Here is a 21,192-nt window from a genome sequence, read left to right on the forward strand (position 1 = left end):
GCTTCTCGCCCGATCCGCGGTCTGACCCAGGAACCGGGGCGGAGGATGTTGCGGTGGCGCCCCCGATAGTCCGGTGAGCGAGTCCCGGCAGCTGTCGGCGCGTAGGCTCCGCCCGGAGACCAGCGACGAGAACGGGGTGATCGAGCGATGCCCGGCAGTTTGCACGCACGGCTGCGTCGATCCGACGTGCTCACCGAACGCCCCGATTTCGCGCTGGTGGGGATCCTGCGGGTACCGCAGCTACACGGCAGTCCCGGGCGTGCCATCACCCGGCGGATCGGCTACGCACTCGCCGCCCTGGCTGCGGTGGTCCTGATCGTGTACCTCGACCGCGACGGCTACCGCGACGTGCAGGAGAACCCGCTCTCGTTATTGGATTGCGTGTACTACGCGACAGTGTCGTTGTCGACCACCGGCTACGGCGACATCACCCCGATCACCGCGCAGGCGCGGCTGGTCAACGTCCTGATCGTCACCCCGCTGCGAATCTTCTTCCTCATCGTGCTGGTCGGCACCACCCTCGCGGCGCTGACCGAGAACTCCCGGCAGAGCTTCAAGATTCAGCGGTGGCGGCGCAGCACCCGCCATCACACCGTCGTCGTCGGCTACGGCACCAAGGGCCGCGCCGCCGTCGACGCGATGCTCGGAGACGGCGCCGACCCCTCGAACATCGTGATCGTCGATACCGATCCGACGATCCTCGAAACCGCCACCGAGCGGGGATTCGTCACGGTGCACGGGTCCGCGACGCAGTCGGACGTCCTCCGGCTGGCAGGCACGCAGCACGCGTCGTCGATCATCGTGGCCACCAGCCGCGACGACACCGCGGTGTTGGTGACGCTCACCGCGCGCGAGATCGCACCCACCGTGAAGATCGTTGCCTCGGTACGCGAAGCCGACAACGTTCACCTGTTGCGCCGGTCCGGCGCCGACACCGTGGTCGTCTCTTCTGAGACCGCGGGCCGGCTGCTCGGCGCGTCCACCATCACCCCGACCGTGGTGGACATCATCGAGGATCTGCTCACCCGGAGACCGGTTTCGCGATCGCCGAACGCCCCGTCGACCCCGGCGAGGTCGGCGAATCACCGCGGCAGCTGCCGGACATCGTCCTCGGTGTGGTGCGCGGCGGACAGTTGCTGCGCAGCGGAACCCCCGAGGTGGAGGCAATCGAGGCCGGCGACAATCTGCTCTACATCCGGCATGTGAACGACTGAGCGACCACGAATGCCTCATAAGCAGATACCTCTGCATGCAGTGTCCGACGACTGACCGATCGGTAGTCCAAGCACCGGCGTGCCGCATCCGCCAATGTCACGAATTTCCCTCCCGTGGAGCGGTATACGAAAGGAATACTTCGCAAACCCCCGGTATGTGTCAACGATCGGGACGGCGTGTCGGTTAATTGGATAATTGTCGCCGAAAGTTCGCGTGTGCGCTCCACGGGAATTCGCTGAGATGGGCCGACGCCCTTGCCCTGCAAAGGATCGCTTTCTGCAAGGACAGAGAGCGATGAATCCGAGAGGGGAAAAGGCTGGCTTCATCATGCCCTGGTAATGCACTTCTGCGAATTGGTCGGACGTACAGTAAGTTTCGTGTTCTGTTCGCCCGTTCAACCTGGTTTCACTTACTGGTTGGACGTCCAGTGAGTAGATTGATAGTTTGTTACCTAACCGCCTTGGACGGCATTTCATACCAGCGGTATGATAACTGGGTCCAAACCCTTATCGGGGCCGCAATATCCCTTTGATGGACGGGACGCTACACATCCCGAATCCCGTTGTTTTCTTGGTAACAACTTATATTGCCTTCACGTCTGCTATCTTTCTGCCCGTAGGGCTTCGGTTCCGGTCGGTCGTCGCTGTCGGCAACAGAATTTCCGATACTCCGCGTAACCCGCACCTGCGCCTCTAAAGCCCCTTCCTGGAACGGACGGCGCCGAGGCCGCCCGATCTCGCCGACAGTTACCTCATCGGTTCGTCAAGGAGATGAAGATGTCCAACGAGCACTTCATGAGAGCATCCGAGACCGCGGTGCAGACCGCGGCGCCCAATGGTGATAACAGTTCGCTCATACCGAGGACTACAGCCGAGTTCGCCGCACCGTCCGTGGGCGCGACGAAATTCCCGCAGTTCTCTGCCCGCGTGGACCCGGAGTTGCTGCGGCAGGTGAAGATCGAAGTAGCTACCCGGGGGACGACTCTGCAGGCGGCAACGACCGAAGCTTTCAGACTGTGGCTGTCCTCGAAGTAACCGACCGGGGACAGCCGATTCTGCATCGGTCCGAGCCGTAGAACGTCCCCGCGGATCACGCGTCGGCGTCCTCGAGCTCTACCGCACGCAGCCCGGTCCGCTCGAGGCCGCGGCCGGCTACGCCGCTGTCCTCGGTCCAACGGTGTCCCGGAGATCTTGGTGACTGCGTCCTCGATCGCGACCGCGCGTCCTGGGCTCGATTTCAGCTACTCCACCCGTAGGCGGAGGCGGCCGGCCGCGTGGGAGAGCACCCGCTCGTCATCCGGCGTCTCGGCGTCGGTCAGCGGGCGGGCGCCTGTCACGATCGGGCATCCGGAGGTGCCGGTCAGTGGGTGTGACCATGTCCGGGTTCCGTGGGCAGTGAGGCCTCTTCGCCGATGTGTTCTTTGGCTTCGGCCACGACGTCCGAGACCGCGAGGCGAGCGGATTTGGCGCCCTCTTCGGCCTTGCGGACTCCACGTAAGCCCCAGGCCGTCACCGTCACCGCGGCCTGTCGGACCGGGGTACGTCGGGCGATTTTCTTTACTCCCTCATAGGCGGCCACCCCGACCGCGCCGGTCACCACAGTCGACGCGGCTTTCACCACCAGCGCTTGCAACATCAGCTCACACCTTTCGCGACTTGGCCGCGGGCTCATGCCAGGTAGTCCAGTTGGTAGGACGCACGGGAGTGTCCTCCTGCTCACCCTACGAGGATCGGCGCAACGATGGGGGCGCCTGCGCCGGACCGTGTGACCAATCACCGGCGGCCACCCACTCCACCAGGGCGGAGTAGGTCTGCGGGGTGTCGGCGCAGCCGACCCAGAACGCGGCGACCGGTCCGGCACAGTCCGCGGCCCGGTACCCGACCGCGACGACGGGTCCGGCGCTGCACGATCCCACGCACGGTAGCCGCACCAGCACTGCACCCCGCGTGGTCCTGACCACCTCCCGGATTCGCGAGGGCCCGTCCGCGTCGAACACGTCGCCGGGAGTGTCCGTCTCGTGCCGACACCACAAAGCGGCACAGCGCATTCCGGCACACAACCCCACCGTCGGTCCGCCCGCGTCCGGCGAGTGATCATTGGCACCCATCGCAGCTCTCCTTAATGGCAATGATTATCGAATACGGTATCGGGGTTCCCAGCGCTCGACGACCCGGAGGCGTCCGGAGTCGTGGTGCCGCTGTGCAGGTCGACGACCCGGTCGGCGATCGAATCCACCACGTCCGCGTCGTGACTGATCACCAGCAGAGCCAGGTGTCGGCTGCGGGTGAGATCCGCCAGAACGTCGAGCACCCGGCGCTGGGAGATCGGGTCGAGGCCGGTGGTGATTTCGTCGCAGATCAGGACCGTCGGTGCCGCTGCCAGGGCACGGGCGAGGGCGGCGCGTTGCGCCTCCCCGCCGGAGAGGGCTCCGGGGCGCTGGTGTGCGATCTGCTCGTGCAGGCCGACCTGCTCGAGCGCGCGGCGGGCTGCCGCGGCCGCTTGCCGTTCGGTGGCGCCGCGCAGGCGTGTCGGCCCGCGCACGATCTGTTCCCACACGCTGCGGTACGGGTCGAACGCGGCCTTGGCGTCCTGGAAGACGTACGCGATGTCGGCCACCTGATCGCGGGCACGCCGCCGCACCGATCCCGCCACCGGCACCCCGCCGAGGAGCACACCCCCGGCGGTGGGTGGGTGCAGGCCCGCGGCCACCCGCGCGGCGGTGGACTTGCCGCATCCCGACCGGCCGACCAACGCCACGCATTCTCCCGCATCTATCGACAGCGAAAAGCCGTGCAACACGGGGGTGGTGCGATACCCGGCGGTGACAGCGTTCAGTTCGAGTCGGGGGGCGGCCGGGGTGGTGTGGTTCCTCGCCGCGGCGCCCGCCCGGGGGCTCTGTGACTTGGCCGGTGCGGGCACGATGGTGGTGTCGCCGGTGTCGATTACCCGCCCCTCGGCCATGACGATCACGTGCTCGGCCACCTGGTGCACGGCGTCCAGGTCGTGGGTGACGAGCACGATCGTGAGCCCCTGGCCGCGCAGTCGCAGGATTTCGTCGAGGATGGCGGCCCGGTTGATCGGATCCTGCCCGGTGGTGGGCTCGTCGAGGATCAGGCACGTCGGGTCGGTCAGCAGGGCTTGCGCGATGACGAGTCGTTGTTGCTGTCCGCCCGAGAGCTGGTGGGGGTAGCGGCGCAGCATGCCGGGATTCTCTGGGAATCCGGCGCGCTGCAGGGCGTCGGGGACGCTCACCCGGTGTCCGTGCCGGTGGGCGGCGCGGGCGATGTCACCGAGTACGGTGCCGATCCGCAGTGCCGGGTTGAGCACCGAGGAGGGTTGTTGGGGCACGTACCCGAACCGCACCCCGTCCGCGTGCACCTCTGTGGTGGTCACCTCGACGCCGGGCCGGTGCTCACCGAGCAGGGCCAGTGCGGTGGTGGTCTTTCCGCTGCCGGAGGCGCCGATGAGGGCGGTGACGACACCTTGGGGGATGTCGAGGTCGATACCGTCGACGAGGATCCGGCCGAGGGTGCGGGCGGTGAGCCCGCGCACCCGGATCGCGGTGGTGGCAGGAGCGGACGCGGCCGCCGGGAGAGTGTCGGTCATCGCTGCTTCCTTGTCGGCAGTTCGCGGGCGGCCGCGCGGGCCCCGGAGTCGAACAGCAGGTTCACGCCCATCGCGAGGGCGATGATCAGTACTGCGGGCACGATCACCCCCCAGGGGACGAGGGCGAGGCCGGCGCGGTTGCGGTCGATCATCACGGCCCAGTCGGTGCCGGCGGAGTCCGCGCTCACCCCGAGGAAGCTGGCGGAGGCGACGAGATAGATTGCGCCGACGAACCGCAGGCCGGCGTCCGCGGCGAGGACCGGCAACAGTGAGCGCCCCAGGTAGCCGAGGTGGCGGCGCCACCAGGTTTCGCGTTGCAGGATCAACGCTTCCATGGCCGGGGTGTGCGCACCGTGCAGCGCGCTGGCCCGCACCAGACGCGCCGCATCCGGGAACAGCAGCACCGCCACCACCGACGCCAGCACAACCTGATCGGCGTCGGTGATCGCGACGATCAGCAGGAGCAGCATCATCGACGGCAGCGACAGCAGCAGATCCAATGGCCGCATCAGCATCTCGTCGACGATCCGGCGGCGGGCGGTCGCGGCCGCCACTGCCCAGGGCACGGCGAGCAGATAGGTCAGCACTACCGCGGCTGCGGCCACCATCACCAGCGAGCGGCCGCCGAGCAGTACCTGTGTCAGGACGTCGCGGCCCTCGGAATCGGTGCCGAGCAGCCACTTCTCGCCTTGGGTGAACGCCGGGCCCCGGCCGGCGTCCCCGGCGATCAGGGGGCCGAGCACCGCGACCGCGAGTGGCACCGCGGTCAGGACTGCACCGACGAGCACCCGCGCCGGAATTTTTGGCCCGCGGGCTCGCTGCGGCCGGGCGGGGGCGCTCACGCGGCGACTCCTGCCACCGGATTGAGCTGGTACGCCACAATATCCGCGACCGTGTTCACCGTCACCGTGACCACGGCGAACAGCGCCACCAGCCCCATCAACAACGGGAGGTCGCGGCTGCTGACCGCAGCGACCAGTACCTGGCCGAGTCCGCCGAGCGCGAACACTGCTTCGACGACCACGACGCCGCCGAGTAGCCAGTCGGTGACCCGTGCAAGGTGCTGGGTGGCCGGGGTCAGGGAGCCGGGCAGGGCGTGCCGCCAGATCACCCGGCGCATCGGTATCCCGAGCCGGAGGGTGTGCCGGATGTACTCCGAATCCAACGTGCTGATCATCGACGCGCGCACCAGCCGCGACAGCGAGCACACCGGCCGGATCACCAACAACAGCACCGGCAGCACCCATAGCTGGGGTTGCAGCAGCAGCGACCCGCCGGCGCCGACGGCGGTGGGGGCGAACCATCCCAGCCAGACCGCGAACACCGCGACCAGCACGATCGCCATCGCGAATTCCGGTGCCGCATACAGGGCTACGGCCAGGGCGGTGATGGTCCGGTCGACCGGTCGGTCGCGGCGCACCGCGGCCGCGACCCCGAGGAGAAGCGCCAACGGCACGAGCACCACGAACGCCAGCGCGGCGAGCGTCAGTGTCGGCGCCAGCGCCACCCCCAGCATGTCGGCGACGGGCCGCCCGGAGACCGCCGAGTTCCCCAGGTCGCCGTGAAGTAGCCCGGTCAGCCAGTGACCGAATTGCACCGGCAGCGGCCGGTCCAGGCCGAGGAGCTCGCGCAGCTGCGCGATCCGCTTGGGGTCGGCGTCGTCACCGGCGATGACCACCGCCGCATCGCCGGGCAGCGCGGCGGCGATGGTGAAGACGACGACGAGGACCCCCAGCACCTGGGCCAGCCCCACCGCGAGCCGGGTGCCGGCGTAGCGGGCGAGGATCACTCCAGCCAGGCCTTGTCGAATCGGGCGTACCCGCGGGTGTTGGTGGGAGCATTCTGGGCCATCCCGGCCAGATTCGGTGCCAGACCGTGCAGACCGTCGGAGAACCCCCACACCAGCAGGCCACCCTCGCTGTGGAGTTGCGATTGCATCTGCCGGTACGCGTCGACCCTAATGTTCTCGTCGGTGGTTTCACTCCCGGTGGCGAACAGCGCGTCGAAGCCGGGACGGCGCCACTGGGTGTAGTTCTTCGGTGACGTCGACAGCATCCGCTGCGCCAGATGGGTTTCGATGGGCATGGCCCCGGACCGGAAACTCGACAACACACCCTCGTCGAGGGTCCGCGTCCAATACGTGGAACCCTCACCGACTTTCACGTCGATCGTCAGTCCGGCACGTCCGGCCTGTTCGGCGAGGATGTTGGCGGCCTCGACGAACCCGTTGGTGGCACCGGTGGTCTGCAGTTCGATGGTGGTGTTCAGGGCGCCGGCCTTGCGGATCAGCGCCTTCGCCTCATCGAGGTCCAGGCTGCGCTGGGGCAGATCGGTGGCGTAGTACTTGGCGTCCCGCCCGAACAGGTCGTTGCCCACCACCCCCGTGCTGCCGAGCACGGTGGACACCAACTCGTCCCGGTCGACCAGGGCGAACATCGCCCGCCGCAGATCCAGGTTGTCGAAGGGCGGCCGGTCCACCTTCATCGCGAACCCGGACATCGCACTGCGCGGGGACCGCAGAATCTGCAGCCGGGTATCGGTGGCGTAGGTGCGGGCCGAGGTCACCCCGAGGTCGTCGGCGTACTCCACCTGCCCGCCGAGCAGGGCGTTGATCCGCGCGGTCTCGTCCGGGGCGGTGAGGATTTCCAGTTCCTGCACATGAGGGGCACCGTCCCAATAGTCACCGAACCGGGCGGCGACGAAGGATCGGCCCGGCTCGAACGAGGTGAAGGTGAAAGGCCCGGAGCCGACCGGGCGGGTGAAGTCGGTGGTGCCCTCGGGGATGATGTAGGCGCCGAACGCGGCGAGGACGTTGGCCAGGTCCCCGCACGGGCGGGCGCACACGAATTCGATGGTGCGCTCGTCGACGGCCCGGGAGCGACCGATGTCGATCACCTCGAGTGAGGCCCGCGGGCGCAGCGCGTTCTTCGGGTCCAGCATCCGCTGGTAGGAGTACAGCACGTCCGCGGCCCGCACGGGGCGCCCGTCGTGGAACACCGCCGGGCGCAACTCCACCGTCCACACGGTGGCGTCGCCGTTCGGTCGCCAGGTGGTGGCCAGCCTGGGGACCGGGCTGAGGTCGTCGCCGTATTCGACGAGCTTGTCGTAGAGTGCGTTCGCGCGGGCGACGTCGGCATACAGGTTGGTTTTGTGCGGATCCAGCACCTCCTGTGCGCCGCCGCCGGCGAACACCGCCCGCAACCGGCCACCGTCGCGGGGCGCCGCTGTCACCGCGGGCGCGGTGTCACCGCCCGTGCCGCACGCCCCGAGCAGCACGGCGCCGGTGGCGGCGGCGCCGAGGCCGAGGAACGAGCGCCGACTCAGGCGAGGGCGCGGGGATAGGGGCGATCGGGGGACCGGATTCATCGGGGTTTCTCCTTGAACAGTGAATTCGACAGCTAGGTAAGCGAATTAGATGGCCTCGGCGATCACATGCATCCGGTCGCCGGACAACGTGCTCGCACCGGCATCGGCCAGGGCGGCTGGGCCCGGCCAGCCGGTGTCGGTGCGGGGCCCGGGTGTGTCGAACACCGCGCGCACCGCGAATCCGGCGCGGCGCAGATGGCCGGTCAGCTCCAACGGAAACAGCAACCGCCACGCCGAGGTCTGCACGAGCGGGTCAACGGAATCGGGGATCTGCCACTGTCGGCGGCGGCGCAGCAGCTGGGCGGCGTGGTCGATCCACAGGGTGGTTTCCGCCCGCCAGAGGCGGCCATTCCACGCGAAGGACGAGGAGGTGGGGGCGTCGAGGAGCTCGGTATTGCCGAGGAAGAAGGCGCCGTTACGCATCTCCGCGATCAGCAGCCCACCGGTGCGCAGGTGGGTACGGGCGCAGCGCAGGCACGATTCCAGTTCGTCGTCGGTGTGGCAGTACAGCAGGGAACTGTCCAGGCAGGTGATGGCGTCGAACCGTGCACCGACCTCGAAGCTCCGCAGGTCGCCGACCGCGGCTTCCACACCCTCGTACTTGTGCTGCGCGTAGTGCACCATCGCCTCGGACTGGTCGATGCCGACGCAGTGATATCCCTTCTTGGCCAGGTATCCCAGGTCGCGGCCGGTGCCGCAGCCCAGGTCCAGCACCGACTTCGGCCGGGTCTCTGAAGCGTCCACTTCGGAGCCAAAGTATGTCCGCAGGATGTCGTCGACGAATCTGGCGGCGGTGTGGTCGGGGTCGGGAAACCGCGCCTCGTACAGTGCCGGGTTGTCGGTCAGCAGGTTCCGTGCCTCGGCGTCGGTGGTCATGTTCGGGCTCCGGCCGGGTCGGCGAGTAGATTGCGACGATGCAGCAGCCAGATCCCGGCTGCCGACCCCCAGGCAAGGACGATGCACACCACCGCGCCGGGCCAGCCGTTGCCGAGGTCGATGCCGTAGCCGATCAGGGCGTTGCCGCCGGCAGCCGCGATCCCGGAGACGAGGTAGAACATCCCGAACAGGGTTCCCGAGATATTCGAATTACCGTAGGCGGGAATCAGTTCCATCACGAAGGGTTGGGCGATCATGATCCCGGCCTCGAGGATCAGCGCGGAGAGCACCAGCGGCGCCAACCCGAACGCCACCTGGGCAGCGGTGTGTGCCGGGGCGGCCCACAGAACGGGCAGTACCGCAACGAACGCGGCCCCCATCAACGCCAGTCCCGCGGTGATGGCGGGGCCCCGGCTGGTCCGGCGATCGAACCACCGGGTCAGGCGGACCTGAGCAAACAGGCTGAAGATAGTGGTGGACAGGAACAGCGCCGCGATCGCACCGCCCCAGTCGGTGATCCGCCCGGCCAGCACCGGATACACCAGATACATCTGGGTCTGCAGGGCGAACATGCCGAGCATGGCAACGGTGAACAAGACGAACCGGCGGTTGGCCAGGACCGCACCCCAACCGCGGAGCACCGTCGTGTCGGCGCGTTCGACCGGGTGGGCGGGCAGGAACCGCAGCTGCGCCAGGGTGAGGGCGGCGAAGGTCACCGCCGCCGCGATCGCGACGGTGCGAAAGTCCACCGCCAGCAGGGCGCTGCCGATCAGCGGCCCGGACAGGGCCCCGGCTTGGGCGAAAACGTTGAACACCGCGAACGCCTCCGCCCGCCGGGTCGGTTCGGCGACCGCGATGTACGAGCGCACGGCCGGGTTGAACAGTGCCCCCGCCAGTCCCGACAGGATCGAGGCGAGCAATAGCAGTGGCACGCTGGTGCCGAAGGCGAACACCGCGAAACCCACCGACCGCAGGGCGCAGCCGGCGATGATGACCCGATGCGGTCCGAGCCGGTCGGCGGCGGTGCCCCCGATCAGGAACAATCCTTGCTGGCTCAGGGTGCGGACACCCAGGACGAGGCCGGTGATCGCCAGGGACAGGCCCAGATTCCCGGTCAGGTGCATCGACAGGTAGGGCACCAGCATGTAGAAGCCGGTGTTGACGCCGTACTGGTTGAGTACCAGCAGCTGCACCGAGCGGGGAAAGCTACGCAGCAGGGCGAACGTCCCGGCCCGGGACTGTGTTTCGGTCATCACGTCATCTCGTTCTCTCGGCGGTGCACGCCCAGGCCGGGCCGCCCGCTCGGGCGTAGCATGCCGTCCTCGCCGCCCAGTCCGGTCCACGGGTCCCGGGCGAGCAGCAGGTGCCCGTCCAGATCGCACCACCGCGCCAGCGAGGCCAGGTGCACCGCCGGCGCAATGCTCAGGGAGCTGCTCACCAGGCAGCCGAGCATCACGTCCATGCCGCGGTCGCGGGCCGCGGTCGCGAGCTCGTGAGCCCGGTAGATGCCGCCACACTTGGGTAGTTTGATGTTCACCGCATCCGCCAGGCCGCAGAGCCCGTCGAGATCGGCCAGCGTGTGGACGGCCTCGTCCGCGAGGATCGGAATCCCGCTGCGGCTGCGCAGCTCTCGTATCCCGTCACGGTCTTGGGCGGGTAGCGGTTGTTCGAGCGCGACGACCGGCAGCCCACGTATGTCAGCGAGCACCGAGAGGGCGGTTTCCGCGGTCCAGGCTTCGTTCGGGTCGACGATCATTTCAGTTCCGGGCGCTGCCGCGGTCACCGCGGTGAGCCGCCGCACAGATGCGGCCGCGTCGCCGTCCGCCTTGACCTTCAGCAGGCCGAATCCGTGCCCGACCAGGTCGGCCGCCTCGGCCGCCATTTCCTCCGGTGTCCCGATTCCGACGGTGCGGGCGATCGGCACCTGAGCGGGCAACGGCAACCCGAGGTGGGTGGCCACCGCCACGCCGGCCGAGCAAGACGTCAGGTCGGCGATCGCGGACCACACCGCGGCCGCGATCGCGGGATGCACCAGGGCTAGAGCGTCGTCCAGGCTGATGGAGTCGTCGTCCCGCGCCCGGACTGCACGGAGTTCGGTGTCGATGCGCGCGACATCGAGTCTCGCGTATACCGAGGTGACGACCTCACCGCAGCCGCACAGCCCCGTCGCGGGGTCGGTCGCGGTGACCGTGACGGCGTCGCGGGTGGACATCACCCCGCGGCTGATCCGGAACGGGGTGGCCAGGTCGAGGGTTCCGACGGTCCAGGTCAGCCTCATACCGCCGATACCTCCGCCTTCTTCGTGATCGGGTGCGGTGCCCGCACCGTTTGGCATCGGGTCCAGCACCCGGTGGGGTCGTGGCAGTCGTCGATTTCGTGTGGTGATGTGCGTGGGGGGTCGAGCAGGAGATGGTGCCGGTGGCACCAGTCGTCATCGAAGATGCTGCGCAGGTAGCGGTCCGGGCCGTCCGGGAAGATGGTGACCACCGTGCCCGGCCAGCGGGCGGCGGCCCACCCGGCGACGGTCGCGGCCGCGCCGGTGGACCAGCCGCCGGTGTGGAAGCCGCCGCGGGCCAGGGCGCGGCAGGCGTGCACGGCTTCGCGCGGGCCCACCCAATGGACCTCGTCGAACATTTCGTACTGCACGTTGCCGGGGTGCACGTTGCTGCCGAGACCGCGCATGACCCGGCTCGTGGCAGGCTGACCGAAGATCGCCGACCCCACCGCATCGACCCCGATAATCCGCAGATCCGGCCATATCTGCCGCAACCGCAGTCCGACACCGCTGCTGTGACCACCGGTCCCGACACTGCACACCAACGCATCGGCCCGATCGATACCGTGCGTGGCCAGGTCCGCGACGATTTCGTCGGCCAAGCCGTGGTAGCCGGCGGCGTTGTCGGGGTTGTCGTACTGATTGGGCCAGTACGCGCCCGGATCGGCGGCCAGGACGCGGTGCAGCGCGTCGAGGCGGGCTTGCTGCCACCCGCCGGTGGGATGGGGTGTCTCGACGATCTCGAGGGTCGCGCCCAGTGCCGTGAGAAGATTGCGCATGGCGGGTTCGAGTTCGCGATCCACCACCAGGGTGACCGGGTGACCGAGTGGTTGTGCCACGTACGCCAATCCCACTCCCAGGGTTCCGCTGGTGGATTCGACGATCCGCGCGCCGTCCCGTAACTCCCCGCGCCGGCGGGCACCGACCAGCATCGACAGCGCCGAGCGCGCCTTGAGGCCGCCGAAGCCGAGCGACTCGATCTTCGCGAAATATCCCGGATGGGGCCCGGGCACCGGAGTGTGGATACGCACGAGCGGGCTGTGCCCGACCCGTGCCAGCGGTTCGATCACGGTCATCGCGGACACGACCCGCGATACAGGTGGATCGGGCTGACATCTCCGGTGAGCCAAAAGAACGGATACGGCTCCGCCGAGAGGGCATCGACCCCGCACCCGAGCAGCTCGCGGGCTACCGCGGCCCCGCTCTGCGCGAACACCGTGACCGGAATCGGCCGGCCGGACGCCGCCACCCGGGTGAGCAGGTGGTCGAAGGTGCCGTTGCCGAGCATCATTCCGCTGGCTAACACCGCATCACAGTCGCCGAGTGCCTCGGTGAAGTCGGTGACGATCGCCTCGCCCCATTCGGTGACCCCGCCCTTCAGGTCACACGGCACATAGCGCAGGCCGCGATCACGTAAGCAAGCGAGCAGCGAGTTGACCACCCCGATCACCAACACCTGCCCGTTCTGCGGTGCATCGACCAACCCGGTGACAGCCCATGCGCGGGCCAGTGAGCGCTGCACGGAATCGCCCGCAGGTACCTGCACCGTTTCCGCACGAGCATCGCTGGGGTGGGGGCGCAGATGCGCCAGATACGCGTCGAGAGCAGCGACCCGCACGGCCGAATCCTCGTGCTGGAGCAGAGCGGTGACCGGCACCCCGGCGCAGGCGTGCACCACCTCCGGATCCAACGCACCCGGTTCGACCGCGCACGAGCCGGTCGCCGCACCCACCCGCAAGCTGAGCACCTGATTGCGGTAACCCCCGCTGCGCCCGCCGTGCCGCACCCCCTGATAGGTGGTGAACGCGACGGACACCGCAAGATCACCGGCCGGGACAAGGGCCGGATCGGTGCGGTAACGATCCAGCAGCGCCGCGATGGTGCCGGTATTCGCCTCGGCGCTCTTGGTCATCGCGCGGAGACCTCACTGTAGGTGACCGAAATCGACGACAACAGTTCCTCGGCAAGTGGCCGGGCCCCGGCCAGATCCGGAGAAACGACGATCGCACTGCCCAAATAGCTGTTGTTGTCCACCCCGGCGCCCGTGTGATGTCCGGGCGCCTTGAACGCCGACGACGCCACCGCCGGGTGCGCCGCGACCGCGTCCACCCCGTGCAGTTCGGCGACGATTCCCGCCTCGTCGGGTACCAGCATGCGCACCGCGGCACTGCGCGGTCGCGCGACACCGTCCTCGGGCTCCGAAGCCGACGTGGCGGGCTCACGGCCGAGCGCGAGCTCGACGGCCACTCGTGGCAGGTCGATCCCGGTGACCAGCCTGATCAATTCGGTGATCTGGTTGCCCGCCGGACGAGGATTGATTTCGATGATCCGCGGACCGGCGGCGGTCAACCGCAGCTCGGTGTGCACCACCCCGTGATCGAGCCCGATCGCACCGATCGCGGCCTCGGCGGTGGCGACCAGCACGGCGCGGTCCCCGGCGGCCAGGTCGGCCGGGAACATGTGTCCGGTTTCCACGAAACCGGACACTCCCCCGAGACTCTTGTCGGTTACCCCCACTGTGTGGATATCGCCCTGCCGAATCCAGCTCTCCACGCTGAATTCGCGGCCGTCGAGGAATTCCTCGAGCAACACCACCGGACTGCGCTGCTGCCCACGCGCATTCACCGCGAAACCCCGCAACTCGTCGACCGCATCCTCCACCGTCGGCCAGTCGTCGGCGCGGCGCACGAACATCCCGGCACACAGATCCGTCGGCTTGACCACCAGCGGGTATCCCACCGCCTCGGCCGCAGCGCGAAGCTGAGCCGGGTCGGCGACGGGCGCGGTCGCGTGGCGCGGCCCCGGGATCCCCATCCGATCCAACGTCGCCCGGGTACGCGACTTGTCACAGGCGATCTCGACCGCCTCCGGCTCGGGACCGGGAAGCTCCACCTCCCGCGCGATTCTCGCGGTTGTGGGCAGGTAGTAGTCGCAGCTGGTCAAAACCCCCGTGATCGGCTCATCGGCATGAATCCGGCGCGCCGCATCCACGGCGGCGATCGGGTCGTTGGTTTCGGCCGTGACCACGGCCCGGCCCCGTCGCAGCGGATGCGGCGACCCATCGGGCAAGGATTCCGGGTAGTGCTCAGGTCGTCTTGTCAGGAACGTGAACTCGACCCCCGCGTCCGCGACCGCCCTGGGCAGCAATGTGCCCATCGCGCCAACCCAGCTCTCTACCAGCAACAGGTGTGTCACCCATGTCCTCCGCTCCCCGACCCATCCAAACAAGGAACAGTAATGACAACCGTTACCAATAGCAATAATGAGGCCCTCTGACGCGTAACACATGTGCCGACAGACCATCTCGCGCACGTCGAGAACGGCGTTATTAGACACCTGCCCTGAACAGGACATTTGCGAGGCTTTAGAGCGTCGATAACGCGTGTCGGAAAACTATGTCGAAAAACCCCTGTTCGAGTATTGTCGACACATGCTGATCGGTTACGCCCGCGTCTCCAGCGCGGACCAGAGCCCCGACCATCAGGTCGATGCGCTGGTCCGCGCCGGGGTGGCCGCCGAGAACATTCACGTCGATCATGTGCGCGGAGCGAAGGCGTCACGGCCCCAGCTCGATCTGGCGCTGGCGCGGCTACGCGAGGGCGATGTCCTGGTGATCACCCGGCTGGATCGGCTCGGACGGTCGGTGCTGCACCTGGTCACGCTCGGCGCCGAGCTACGTGAGCGCGGCATCGGCCTGAAGGTGGTCGAGCAGGGCATCGACACTGCCACCGCCGAGGGCCGCGCCATGTTCGGCATGTTGTCGGTACTGGCCGAGCTCCAGCGCGAGCTGATCGTGGCCAACACCCGAGATGGGTTGGCCGCGGCCCGCGCCCGCGGCCGTAAGGGCGGCCGGCCGTCGAAGCTCAGCCCGGACCAGATCGAACTCGCTCAACGCCTCTACGACGCAGGCGAGCACACCGTCGCCCAGATCGCGGGCATGCTGAAGGTGCCGCGCACCACGCTTTATGGGCATCTGAACACACGGCAGATGGACAGTGCACCGGCCGCGCAGGAGAGCGCCGTGGTCGCCGATCCACCTGTCCGCACGCCTCGGACATGCCCATCCTGCGGATACGAGCCGACCACTCGCGCCGAAGCGGCACGCCAACGTGCCGACCTCGCGGTGACCTGGCTCCACGCCGACCCCCACCACCGGGGGACGGTCATCAGCCGACACCACTGTCAGCATTGCGAACCCGGACAACCGACTTTCGCCATCGCCTGCAGCGTCTGCGGCGACGGACCCATCCTCGCCGGTGTACTCGCCGAGCAAGCGAAGAACGGCACCCTCACTGAGCCTGTTCGACGATGGCTCACAGCCCTGAGCCCGAACTGGCCGCCCACCGCGACCCACATGTCGCGATGACTGTTGCCGCCACGGTGGTGTCGGTGGGGCGGGTTATGGTCGCTTCCGCGACGAGCAACAGGTCGCTGCACACTGACAAAAGACCATGGATCGTTCATGGTCCTGATCTGCGGAGTCTCCTCAGATCGGTTGGTGGTGTGGCGACCTGTTTTTCAGTGTCGCTGGGCAGGTTCGTGTGGTTGCCTGCCGCGGTGCGGTGCGCGGCGGTCGTTGCCCCATCGGACGAGATGGATCGATCCCCCGGTCGCCGCGATGAAGTCCCCGGTTTACGGCATGCCGTGGACATTTCATTAGCACTCCAACACTGCGAGTGCTAAATTCTGTACGACGGATGACCTGGACCCGCGAGAACGGCTGGGCCCAAACACAGTCCTCAGGTGCTGCCCAATCGCACCGTTCCGGCTGGGGCAGTGGCTGGACGGCTGCCGTTGAATCGATGGGCACCTCCGTCTCGTCGCATCGACGACCGGGCTACCCGAGGCACTAGAGGAGGGATCATGACCGCCGCCACCCCGCGCAACTCAGGTGCCACCGGCAACGAAAGTTCCTCCAACCCTGCACGACCACGGGTACCGCGCGGGCGATCACGGTTACCCTCCGTGTCGGTTCTACTGGGCGCGTTGTCCATCGCCTCGTTCTGGGTGTCCGGACTCGGGTTCATCCTGGGTGTGAGCGCCGTGGTCTGCGGCGCTCTCGCTACCTCTCGGTCCGGTGTAGCGGATGATGAGCCTGCATCGCTGCGAGCGTTGCTCGGAGTCGTCGCCGGAGTCGCGGGGATCACGGTGTCTGCGACCGCTCTCTTTCCGGTGTTGGCCTATCTGTGATCGGCACACCAGTCCACCTATCTCTTGTCCTCGACCTTTGGAAGGATCCGCACCGCCCGTGACCGTCGCCGCCGGCCCGCATCTCCCCACCACTCAAACTCCGCCGGACGCTGACTTGGACGACGGTGTGCCTCACTGCGCGGCGCTCCTCGAGTCTTGGGAAGCCGGCATCGCCGTGACCATCGGTCTGGCGCTGCTGACTACCCTCGTGTGCGCCGTCTTCGGGTCGCTCGCGCTGGCTCTTCTCGTGCTCGTCGCGGTCGCAGGCATTGCCGGTCTGATTGCCGCTGTCCTCTAACGCCGCTACCTGGCGGCATCCCGCCCGGCGTCAGGGCGATACGCACGGGCACAGTCCCGCCACCGCTACGGCCATCGACGCCGCCAGAAACCTCTGGCGCTACTGCCGTCGGAAGCCGATCCGCGGGATGCCCATCAGCACCTGCGAGCGTAGGTGCGGCGGTCGCCGCCGAACCTACCGACCAGGTCATGCTCATCAATGCACACCGCCAAGTTGCATCCAGTGCCCCTGACCGCCAACAACATTCGATCCCGGTCAATCATCCGCGCCAATAACGACGCAACCACGAATTTGACATGCTACGGGAGCGGGTCAGCAGCTTCAGCATTTTCGGAAGCATCTCATGCGACCCGTTTTTCGCTCTCAATCCGCTCGCTTGGCACAGCCCGAGCAGATCGTAGTGGTCGACAGCAGCACCCAACCGAGATCGACCACTACCCGAAACGGGCGTGGCGTACGACACACTCTTGGGATGGACGTTGTTAGCGTCATACGATCTGTTCGCACCGGCTGATCCGATGCGCAGGACGGCGGTGCCGCAACCCGTGAGTTGAATTTTGTTCAGCTGTCACGCTTCGCGCTGCATCACCGATTCTCGAACTGCCGGTGTCGCGGCCCCGCCGTCCGCCAGCTCCGGCGGGGTTCCGCGTGCTCAGCGTCGGCGGCAAAGCCTCATTCGGCCGCCTTCGCGAAGCAGTGAAAACCTCCCGTTTCGAGTTCGTGGTGTTGTAACCCTCTCCAGCCCTTGAGGATTCATTCAGCCCTGTTCCTCACCGCGATTGACGAGCGCTCCAAGGTCAAACGGCGGTCGGATTTCATTGCAAGGAAACAAATTTCACTCTTACGGCACCGTCGCCACCGGGAGTGTCGTCGAACATGGCTTCCCGTAGAAATAGAACCATATCCGGAGGCATGCACCGCTCCCCCTCCCCATCCCGAGACGTCGTTGCACTACCTTCTTGACTGGATGTCGGCGGAGGCCACATCACACCGCAGGTTTGTTATGAAGTTTTAGCGATTGCCACAGTTCGCCAGGGCGCCATATGAAATCTCACTATGGCCAACCCTGTTCCGGAATCTTGTCCCTCAGATTTCGCAGACGCTCAAACTTTCCCGCAGCATCAGGGTGATGCACGGTGCATCACCCGTCTACCGCGTGATGCACCGTGCATCACTGCGTGGCAGTCACTCGGGTAGGGGGTGAAGGCGTCGCGAAGCATGGGGAGGTAGACATCTCGAGTCTGTCTGGCGCAGGTCACCCCCGTCGCTTCGAAATATCGGGAACCGCTTCTAGTCGCGCCCGGTGGACAGCCGTACCACTCACGGTCGGATTCGTCACGTGACGAAGACCGGCTAAAGTCCATGTCCTCGTTGCAGACCGCCGCCGTTTTCTTACGGCGGGCCTCCTGTGTCGCAGTGGTGACGCCCTGGCCATCGCTCGCCCGAGCCATAGACCATTGGCATGGTGCATTCTGTTGGGTCAACCTGCGTGTGGTCTCACTCATCCCCAAGCAAGCCGACACCGCTATTGAATACGGCGATTCCTCAGGTCGCTCAGCGGCGAACTTCCCCCGCCAACCCCCTAGCCACCGGTGGCGTGGCCAGAAGGACGGGATGATCCTGGACAACCGTCAACGGTTTCCCCTCAGCCTTACCAAGATTCCCTCCGCGTTGCGTCGACCTACCATCTCCGGGCGGGGTGCGGGGAAGAGTCCAAAGCTGCGCACGCACTCGTCGCCGGCACCGCCCACGGAGGGCGGGTCAGGCCGCTCGGAGGAGCACCGCGCATCTCGCAAGGACACGGTGCACCTCGCCATGAGTACGGGCGGCGTCTCGTGCGACATCAGATTCGCCGGTCCGCAGCTGGAGCGGCCCCTTGTCTCTAGTCCTATTCGTACTGCTACTTGCCAAATCTGAATCCTTTACGCGCACCCGATCCGCCGTGGCCGTTTACCCGGAATCGACAACAGCTCATTCTTTTCCATTCCAGAGTCCATAACTCGACAACGTGCAGGATCGACCATCATGCGGTGATGCACCATGCATCACCGACCCACCGGGTGATGCACCGTGCATCACGGCGCGCCCAGGTGATGCACCGTGCATCACGGTGAACTATCGCCCGGTATGGGATCGACCCCGTTCCGTCGGTCTCACCGATCGAGGGAGATGGCGCTTTTCTCCCGGATTCGAACCGCCATGATGGGGACATCGACCGGTCCACCTCATCGCGAAGCTCATGTTCAGCCGGCTTTGGGAGTCGCGCCGACGCATATTATTTTTCGACTACCCATCCGACTTTGAATGCCGCGAACAGTTTTGGCGGGCGTTTCCACATTCTCCCCCAACTCGATCCCCTCCCGTTAGCTAAGGAACGGGCGTCTCCCTGGGTCGATATTTCGGTTGCGATGACGCATCACTCTTCGCCGTGGGATTCAAAAGTGTGCATCCCACACCGGTCGCCGCGAACTGCGGTGTGGTCGGCGTGGTTCCCAGTCGTTTCTTGATCGTTCTGCAGGACGAAGCATCAACTCGTGCGTCCTGTATGAAAGGTCGCCAGTCGCCAGCTATGCCCTTCTTCGCAGCACCCGACCTGTTAGCGCAATTACAGAGTCGTCTTGGCTTGTTCGCGAGGACCGCTTCGATCTCGGTCGGGATGGTGAGTAAAGGTCAGCGACCGCCGGGCATCGCGGAATCTTCTGTCTAGTACTTTCGGATATGTCATGCCGACAGGGATTACAGTGCAACGCGACCTCGAGGCTCTACCGGGGCACGAAGGTGGAGAGTCAGCCCGGCCTCGACGACGACGTGTAAGCCGTCAAAAAGTCATAGCCGACACGATCGCGAAGCTGGAAGAGTTTCTCCTCCAAATTGCAGCGGTCGTTGCGCGCGCTTCCAGTTGTTTTCAGTATCAATGGTCCTTTCGCATGCCAGCAGCCAGCCACTCGGGTGTCATCGGCACCGTGCTAAATGGAGGTTTGGCGGATCGACCGTTTCGTTGGCACCCCGAAATGGGCTTCTCCTTGGATGCAGCTGTCCGTGGTTCTTGCCCGAATGTTCCGTCGATTCGTCGCCGGCCCGATTTACATCGAGCAATGCGCTCCGGCCTCTACGCCGAGAAAGACCGCTCGATTTCTTCAACGTGGCTGAGCTGCAGGTTGCGTGTGATGGTTGGTCGACTGGGGATTTGCCGGTGATTTCGCGGTGGACTTTACTTACGTCGTTCCTCATCTTTTGTTGTTGGCGGCCAGCGTAAAGTCATGTGTAACTCGATGTATCACCTACTTTCTTTCATCACGTGACGTTTCAAGGGTGCTGTGATTACCTACCTGTTCGCAAAACTGTTTGATCAAATATTTCTGTGTTGGGTAGGTGTGCCGATCGCATACGATTCGGAGCCAGATTCACGCCCGGAGCGGCTTCCGCGCGTCATTTTCGGGTTTTATTTAACTCGGCGTGTCGCTGCGCGGTTTAGTTAAACCGAAAGAGCAGGATTTAAGGCATGACAACTCGGAAAAGTCGGGGCGGGCGCCCAGCCCGCGACGTCGCCGTTCGCCATATCGGGGTTGAGTTTCCCGCGGAGATCGCCGACCGGATTCTCGCACCGGTTGACGATGGTCGGGTTAAGACAATCACCGATCGAATGATCGCGCTCGTTCAGCTGGCACTTGAGAACGAGCCAGCGATTCCGGCGCAGGCCAGACAGGAAGAGTTGCCGATGACGGGCTGAACAGAACCCAGAAAAGGCGAAACCCCCCTTCGCTCGCCAGCTCCGGGGGTTCCGCTCGTCGTACAAACCGCCACGCAATGGAGGAGGTCTGCCTTCTATGAGTATAGAACGCGCGATTCGTCGTGCGCACGCGACACGACGTGATATTGGTGTTCGTGACGTCTCGTCCCAGCGTCGACGTGGGAATTCCGTGGACGCAGACACTTTGCCGCCGGCTCTTCCGGCGATCACGCACGCCGTGAGGGGGTGCCTCTTCCACTAGCGAAAACGTCGGTGGGTCCCACCCTTTCCGGATGAGACCCACCGCTCATATTTGGCCGTTCCAACACGACCGCTCCTGTGATTGGCAGTCCCGCGAGCAGTCGTGTCGATACCGTGCGCTCTTGCCAGGGTAAGCCATGTCCCGCTGCTGATGCCAGCGACTCACGGCAACAACCTGGTTAAGGGTGCGTGAAAGGCGCGTCATGCACCCCAATTCTGCGACCTCTGCGGTCGCAATTTCCGTTAACTCTGTTCGGATTGCCCCTGTCAGTGAGGCACCCTCGCCCATTGACGTCGAATGGGACGCTCTCGTCTCCGCCGCTGTCGAACGGGTTAATCAAGTCGAGCGGCTTAACGCGGAAAGCCAGCAGCGGG

16 protein-coding genes and 1 pseudogene are annotated in these 21,192 nt (G+C 66.2%); 5 read left to right on the forward strand and 12 right to left on the reverse strand.

Features of this window, described 5'->3' with window-relative positions; genetic code table 11:
- The first annotated feature begins 147 nt into the window (after positions 1-147).
- Positions 148-1,214: pseudogene (locus HYG77_RS33780) on the forward strand (potassium channel family protein).
- A 771-nt stretch (positions 1,215-1,985) separates the two neighbouring features.
- Positions 1,986-2,249 carry a hypothetical protein gene (locus HYG77_RS33785; protein WP_208963959.1) on the forward strand — a complete coding sequence of 88 codons (264 nt, stop codon included), beginning with the start codon at positions 1,986-1,988 and terminating at the stop codon, positions 2,247-2,249.
- Positions 2,250-2,574: 325 nt separating this feature from the next.
- Here the strand turns inward: HYG77_RS33785 and HYG77_RS33790 are convergent, their stop codons facing one another.
- The 12 genes from HYG77_RS33790 to HYG77_RS33845 form a co-directional block, all read right to left on the reverse strand.
- On the reverse strand, positions 2,575-2,853 hold the full coding sequence (locus HYG77_RS33790) for a DUF1490 family protein (RefSeq protein ID WP_208964261.1): 279 nt from the start codon (positions 2,851-2,853) through the stop codon (positions 2,575-2,577).
- Positions 2,854-2,935: 82 nt separating this feature from the next.
- Positions 2,936-3,322: a hypothetical protein gene (locus HYG77_RS33795; RefSeq protein WP_208963960.1), complete on the reverse strand. Its 387-nt coding sequence runs from the start codon at positions 3,320-3,322 to the stop codon at positions 2,936-2,938.
- A gap of 11 nt (positions 3,323-3,333) precedes the next feature.
- Positions 3,334-4,821, reverse strand: a complete 1,488-nt coding sequence (locus HYG77_RS33800; protein ID WP_208963961.1) for an ATP-binding cassette domain-containing protein — start codon at positions 4,819-4,821, stop codon at positions 3,334-3,336.
- Positions 4,818-5,663, reverse strand: a complete 846-nt coding sequence (locus tag HYG77_RS33805) for an ABC transporter permease subunit (RefSeq protein ID WP_208963962.1) — start codon at positions 5,661-5,663, stop codon at positions 4,818-4,820. Before HYG77_RS33805 ends, HYG77_RS33800 begins: the two co-directional genes overlap by 4 nt.
- Positions 5,660-6,610: an ABC transporter permease gene (locus tag HYG77_RS33810; protein ID WP_208963963.1), complete on the reverse strand. Its 951-nt coding sequence runs from the start codon at positions 6,608-6,610 to the stop codon at positions 5,660-5,662. The genes HYG77_RS33805 and HYG77_RS33810 overlap by 4 nt, the downstream gene beginning before the upstream one ends.
- Complete coding sequence (locus HYG77_RS33815; protein WP_208963964.1) at positions 6,607-8,187, reverse strand: ABC transporter substrate-binding protein; 1,581 nt, start codon at positions 8,185-8,187, stop codon at positions 6,607-6,609. The genes HYG77_RS33810 and HYG77_RS33815 overlap by 4 nt, the downstream gene beginning before the upstream one ends.
- Positions 8,188-8,232: 45 nt before the next feature.
- Positions 8,233-9,063: a class I SAM-dependent methyltransferase gene (locus HYG77_RS33820; RefSeq protein WP_208963965.1), complete on the reverse strand. Its 831-nt coding sequence runs from the start codon at positions 9,061-9,063 to the stop codon at positions 8,233-8,235.
- Positions 9,060-10,316: an MFS transporter gene (locus tag HYG77_RS33825; protein ID WP_208963966.1), complete on the reverse strand. Its 1,257-nt coding sequence runs from the start codon at positions 10,314-10,316 to the stop codon at positions 9,060-9,062. Before HYG77_RS33825 ends, HYG77_RS33820 begins: the two co-directional genes overlap by 4 nt.
- Positions 10,316-11,341, reverse strand: coding sequence for a dipeptide epimerase (locus HYG77_RS33830; RefSeq protein WP_208963967.1), 1,026 nt, complete (start codon positions 11,339-11,341; stop codon positions 10,316-10,318). The genes HYG77_RS33825 and HYG77_RS33830 overlap by 1 nt, the downstream gene beginning before the upstream one ends.
- The gene (locus tag HYG77_RS33835) at positions 11,338-12,414 is read right to left on the reverse strand and encodes a PLP-dependent cysteine synthase family protein (protein ID WP_208963968.1); all 1,077 of its coding nucleotides are present in this window, start codon (positions 12,412-12,414) and stop codon (positions 11,338-11,340) included. Before HYG77_RS33835 ends, HYG77_RS33830 begins: the two co-directional genes overlap by 4 nt.
- Entirely contained in the window at positions 12,411-13,250 is an 840-nt protein-coding gene (locus HYG77_RS33840; protein WP_208963969.1) for a hypothetical protein, read from the reverse strand. The genes HYG77_RS33835 and HYG77_RS33840 overlap by 4 nt, the downstream gene beginning before the upstream one ends.
- On the reverse strand, positions 13,247-14,533 hold the full coding sequence (locus HYG77_RS33845; protein ID WP_244461479.1) for an ATP-grasp domain-containing protein: 1,287 nt from the start codon (positions 14,531-14,533) through the stop codon (positions 13,247-13,249). The genes HYG77_RS33840 and HYG77_RS33845 overlap by 4 nt, the downstream gene beginning before the upstream one ends.
- Before the next feature lie 235 nt (positions 14,534-14,768).
- On the opposite strand from HYG77_RS33845, the gene HYG77_RS33850 reads away from it, so the two are divergent.
- From HYG77_RS33850 to HYG77_RS40165, 3 genes are all read left to right on the forward strand, one after another.
- On the forward strand, positions 14,769-15,704 hold the full coding sequence (locus tag HYG77_RS33850) for a recombinase family protein (protein WP_208963970.1): 936 nt from the start codon (positions 14,769-14,771) through the stop codon (positions 15,702-15,704).
- Between the two features lie 497 nt (positions 15,705-16,201).
- A complete protein-coding gene (locus HYG77_RS33855) occupies positions 16,202-16,528 on the forward strand; it encodes a hypothetical protein (RefSeq protein WP_244461480.1) in 327 nt (108 codons plus the stop codon).
- A 58-nt stretch (positions 16,529-16,586) separates the two neighbouring features.
- Positions 16,587-16,826, forward strand: a complete 240-nt coding sequence (locus HYG77_RS40165; RefSeq protein WP_244461481.1) for a hypothetical protein — start codon at positions 16,587-16,589, stop codon at positions 16,824-16,826.
- The last annotated feature ends 4,366 nt before the right edge of the window (positions 16,827-21,192 follow it).

The organism is Rhodococcus sp. ZPP (assembly GCF_017656075.1).
Taxonomy (GTDB): domain Bacteria; phylum Actinomycetota; class Actinomycetes; order Mycobacteriales; family Mycobacteriaceae; genus Rhodococcus_F; species Rhodococcus_F oxybenzonivorans.